This is a genomic window from Desulfovibrio sp. 1214_IL3152, from assembly GCF_036763055.1.
Classification (GTDB): domain Bacteria; phylum Desulfobacterota; class Desulfovibrionia; order Desulfovibrionales; family Desulfovibrionaceae; genus Desulfovibrio.
The window spans coordinates 1-3,809 of sequence record NZ_JBAIYW010000034.1; the positions used below are offsets into that span (position 1 = coordinate 1).

At 58.9% G+C, this 3,809-nt stretch carries 8 protein-coding genes; all 8 read left to right on the top strand.

The genetic code is table 11. The features are described 5' to 3' along the window. Nucleotides 1-194 (top strand): structural cement protein Gp24 (locus tag V6C07_RS00685; protein WP_333534441.1); only part of this gene is annotated, 194 nt, incomplete at its 5' end. 14 nt (nucleotides 195-208) lie between these two features. Further along, nucleotides 209-1,192 (top strand): major capsid family protein, encoded by a 984-nt coding sequence (locus V6C07_RS00690; RefSeq protein WP_333534443.1) that lies wholly within the window; start codon nucleotides 209-211, stop codon nucleotides 1,190-1,192. Nucleotides 1,193-1,205: 13 nt separating this feature from the next. Next, nucleotides 1,206-1,637 (top strand): hypothetical protein, encoded by a 432-nt coding sequence (locus tag V6C07_RS00695; RefSeq protein WP_333534445.1) that lies wholly within the window; start codon nucleotides 1,206-1,208, stop codon nucleotides 1,635-1,637. A gap of 12 nt (nucleotides 1,638-1,649) precedes the next feature. Beyond that, nucleotides 1,650-2,081 (top strand): DUF4054 domain-containing protein, encoded by a 432-nt coding sequence (locus V6C07_RS00700; protein WP_333534446.1) that lies wholly within the window; start codon nucleotides 1,650-1,652, stop codon nucleotides 2,079-2,081. A gap of 2 nt (nucleotides 2,082-2,083) precedes the next feature. Next, nucleotides 2,084-2,566 carry a hypothetical protein gene (locus V6C07_RS00705; protein WP_333534447.1) on the top strand — a complete coding sequence of 161 codons (483 nt, stop codon included), beginning with the start codon at nucleotides 2,084-2,086 and terminating at the stop codon, nucleotides 2,564-2,566. After that, nucleotides 2,563-2,949, top strand: coding sequence for a hypothetical protein (locus V6C07_RS00710; protein WP_333534449.1), 387 nt, complete (start codon nucleotides 2,563-2,565; stop codon nucleotides 2,947-2,949). Before V6C07_RS00705 ends, V6C07_RS00710 begins: the two co-directional genes overlap by 4 nt. After that, nucleotides 2,946-3,539 (top strand): phage neck terminator protein, encoded by a 594-nt coding sequence (locus V6C07_RS00715; RefSeq protein WP_333534451.1) that lies wholly within the window; start codon nucleotides 2,946-2,948, stop codon nucleotides 3,537-3,539. The genes V6C07_RS00710 and V6C07_RS00715 overlap by 4 nt, the downstream gene beginning before the upstream one ends. Then, nucleotides 3,539-3,809 (top strand): hypothetical protein (locus V6C07_RS00720; RefSeq protein WP_333534453.1); only part of this gene is annotated, 271 nt, incomplete at its 3' end. The genes V6C07_RS00715 and V6C07_RS00720, both read left to right, overlap by 1 nt.

A 3,809-nucleotide genomic window follows, 5' to 3' on the forward strand; every position in this document is an offset into this window, starting at 1 on the left:
TCTCCGGTGGTCGCGTCTGGGTGCAGCTTGCGGACGGCGCGCAGCCCGCCATTGACGGCGCGGTTTACGTACACACCGACGCCGCCAACGCTGGAAAGTTTGCCACGGCTTCAGGTGCCAGCACCGTCGCCATCACCACCATGAAATTCAAAAGCGCGGCCGCCGACGGGATTGCCCTCGTCGAGCTGATGTAAGGAGGACCACAACCATGTCCAGATACGGAAACGGGCCGAGCTACGGCTCCCAGGGCAACGTGCAGGCTGCCGACATCGCTTTTTCCATCCACACTCAGGTGGATTCCAGCTTCTACGACGTCGAATACCCGGATTATGAGTGGTACGGTATCCTCGACGAAACGCAGGTCATGCAAGACATCAACGCCGGGGCCACCAGCTACGCCTACATCACCCGCGACAAGCACGGCGCCGCTGCCTTCATCGGCAACGGCCCTAACGACAACATTCCCAAGGTCGGCCAGAGCGCCGGGGCCGTGCAGGTTCCCGTCGCGTATGCCGCTGTCGGCGCGGTCATCACCAACGAGGACGCTCGGCAATACGATTTCGGCTTCAACGGAAACCTGGCCCAGGACCTGGGCGAAGCCATGCGCAAGGCGGCGGACAACCTCACCGAAACCTCGGTCATCTTCGGGAACAAATCCATCGGCTTTCAGCCTTGGATTAACTACCCGGGCGTGACTTCCGTCATGGTGGGCGCGGGCGCGGGCGGGGATACCGAATGGAGCACCAAGACCGGCATCGAGATGGTGCGCGACGTCAACGCGGTGCTCAACGCCATGTGGGTGAACAGCCGCACCATCATGAAGCCGCTCACGGTGTTCATCCCCCTCACGCAGTACACCCTGCTCAACGAGACCCCCATCGTCATCGGCAACACCGGAACGGCCATGACTGCGATGGAATATCTCAAAAAGAACAACATCATGACGCAGCTCACAGGCAAAGAACTGGACATCCGTCCTTCCCGCTATCTCGCGGGCGCGGGCGCGGGTGATACAGACCGCCTGGTGGCTATGGATCGCCGCCGGGAAAATCAGTGCATGCCGTTCCCTTTGCCGTATCTGCTCTCGCAGCCCATCCCGGCCCCCTTGGCCGCTGAACTGTACGCGGAAATGAAAATCGGCTCGTTCCATGTGCGCCAGCAGGGTTCCATGATGTACGCCGACGGCATTTAAGGAGGGCACAAACATGATTTTGACCAACTGCACCAATACCCAACGCGGCATTACCCTGAAAGACGGCATCAAGTTTCTTGAGCCTCGGGAAATCTGGACCGTACCATCTGCGAAAGAGGACGAAATCCGGGCCATGTTCAAAAGCCGCACCTTTCAGCGCTTTGTGGACAACGACATCTTCCGCTTGAGCGAAATCCGCGACGGCGAAGAAGGCACCGAGGTCAAGACCCCGGAACCGCCCGCCGACCTGAAGACGGCCGCGCCCGTCGATGGTCTGCAAACTCCGGTCGGAACCGCCACCGGGAAGCTGGCCAGCGCTCCAACTGTTGTTGAGCATCAGAGCGGTGGGCCGATAGCTGAAGGCTCCGAGGTCAAGACCCCGGAACCGCCCGCGACCAGGGCGAGGGGCACCAGGGCCGCTACCACGGCAGCTGCGAAGGCGTAAGGACATAAGGCCATGGCCTACATCTATGACACGTTCATAGCGGATTACCCGGAGTTTGCCGATGTGCCGCCCGCAGCGGTAAACCGGCAGCTCCGGCAATCCGTGCTCATGCTGAATCCCGGCGCCTGGGGCAAGTGGTACGAGATGGCGCAGGGACTCTGGTGCGCTCACTATTTGGCGCTTGAATACAACATCGCCGGAAAATGCGCGGAACTCGGCATGCGCAGCCCCTACGACGTGGGCACGGTGAATAACCAGGCGGCGAGCACGAGCTCCGTGTCCATCGGCACGACGACCTCGGCCATGCTCACGGGCGACGACCCCATTCTCGCGGACTTCGGGCGCACGACCTACGGTATGAAGTATCTGAACCTGCTCTACACGGTGATTCCGGCTGGCGGTATCGTCTACTCGCCGGATACCAGTGCAACTTTGGAGCGATAACCATGTTTTCTGCTAAAACCACACAGAGAAGCCCCGGTTGGCTTGAGAAGCTTAAGCTGCGCTACAAGCAAGAACCACTTGAAGCTGTAGTTGGGTATCCGAGGGGCAAAGAAGGGGTTGGTAGTCCCCATTACGAAAATGGGGCGAGCATCCTCCAGGTGGCCATTTGGAACAACTATGGGACAGAGAACATTCCTCGCCGCGCCTTCATGGATTTGGCGTCCACGCACATGCAGCCCAAATTCAAGCAGATGATGAAAGATGCCGTCAAGCGCATCAACGCGGGAGAAATAGAACTGAAAACTGTATTGAAAGCTGCGGCGGCGATGGGGCAAGCCGAAGTACAGAAAGCGATTGTAGACGGAGACTGGGTAGAAAACTCGCCAGAAACGATTGCTCGGAAAGGTGAAGGAAAATCTCCTCTGACTGATACAGGAGATTTAGGGAATTATGTCACCAGCGACGTCAGAGCGAGGACAACATGAGCACTTTGCCTATGAATTTTGATTCGGTGCTCCAGACCTTCGGCACCCCGTTGCCCGTCACGGTGCTCGATACCACCGGCAGCTATGTGGACGGCGAATGGACCGAGACCGATCCTGTGCCAAGGCCGCAATCCCTTCCCGCCATCGTGCTGGCCATGTCTCCGGCACGACTGGAACTGTATAAGGAGGGCGATTCTTCGGCGGCAGGCATAAGCTTGCATACCAAAGAAACGCTGTACTTCACGGACATAGACAACGCAGGCCAGGAGCAGCGGCAAAGCTACGTTGAGTATCATGGCTACCGTTTTCGGGTCGTAGGCACCGGCTTCATGCTCGGCAACACCAACTTCAACCTCTACGAAGCGGTACGGTATTTCCGATGATTCTGACACCCGAGGACGTCAAAAAACTGCTGGTCTCCGTTCTGGAGGGCCTCACCGGGCTCGGCTCCGGCCGCGTCATCTGGGAGACCTCCGGGGGGCCGCGCCCGTCCGAGGGCCTGTACTGCTCTCTGTGGTGGAAAGACTTTGAGCTGTTGCCGCAAAATGTCGGCGACTACACCGCGCCGACCGGGCCGGACCCGGACAAGGCGAGGCCAATTACCCAACACTTGCGCCACGAAAGCTGGTGCACTGTGCAAATTTCCTTCTGGGGACCGAAGGCTTTTGAAAGCGCCGTGCGGACGGTGCTAGCCTTGCAGTCTGATGATCGTTCTTTCGACCTCTGGAAGGTTCTCGGTTATGGCGGCACTGATGCCGTACAAGACCTCAGCACGGCTTTTCGAGGGCGGATACAAGCCCGATGCTTCTTCAATCTTTCGTTCTACGCCTGTTTCGGCGCGGACTACCCGGCGGAATGGTTCGACATCTCGCAGTGTGGCATCAAGTACGCCGGGGAAATTGAAGACTTTGAATATTCCAAAGCAGACAGGGAAGTCCCCGATGACTGCTCCTGCCTCAAAGGAGAACAATAATGAGCCAGATACCCGTTGTATGCCCTAAAAATCCGCTGCCGCGCGACCTTGACGTCGAAGTGACAATATCCCGGCCCCTGACCGAGATTGCCACTGACATGACGCTCATGGTGTTTCTGACCCCGGACTTCGACGCGCCGCCCAACAACAACCGGGTGCGCTACTATTCCAGCTTCTCCGCCCTGCAGGCCGACACCACGCCGGGCAGCGCCATGTACTTCGCCGGGCAGGCCTTTTTTAACCGCTCGGTGCGGCCCCTGACCATGGCCG

Coding starts and splice junctions, on each gene's coding strand:
- V6C07_RS00690 (WP_333534443.1), top strand. CDS start 209: ATGTCCAGATACGGAAACGGGCCGAGCTACGGCTCCCAGGGCAACGTG.
- V6C07_RS00695 (WP_333534445.1), top strand. CDS start 1,206: ATGATTTTGACCAACTGCACCAATACCCAACGCGGCATTACCCTGAAA.
- V6C07_RS00700 (WP_333534446.1), top strand. CDS start 1,650: ATGGCCTACATCTATGACACGTTCATAGCGGATTACCCGGAGTTTGCC.
- V6C07_RS00705 (WP_333534447.1), top strand. CDS start 2,084: ATGTTTTCTGCTAAAACCACACAGAGAAGCCCCGGTTGGCTTGAGAAG.
- V6C07_RS00710 (WP_333534449.1), top strand. CDS start 2,563: ATGAGCACTTTGCCTATGAATTTTGATTCGGTGCTCCAGACCTTCGGC.
- V6C07_RS00715 (WP_333534451.1), top strand. CDS start 2,946: ATGATTCTGACACCCGAGGACGTCAAAAAACTGCTGGTCTCCGTTCTG.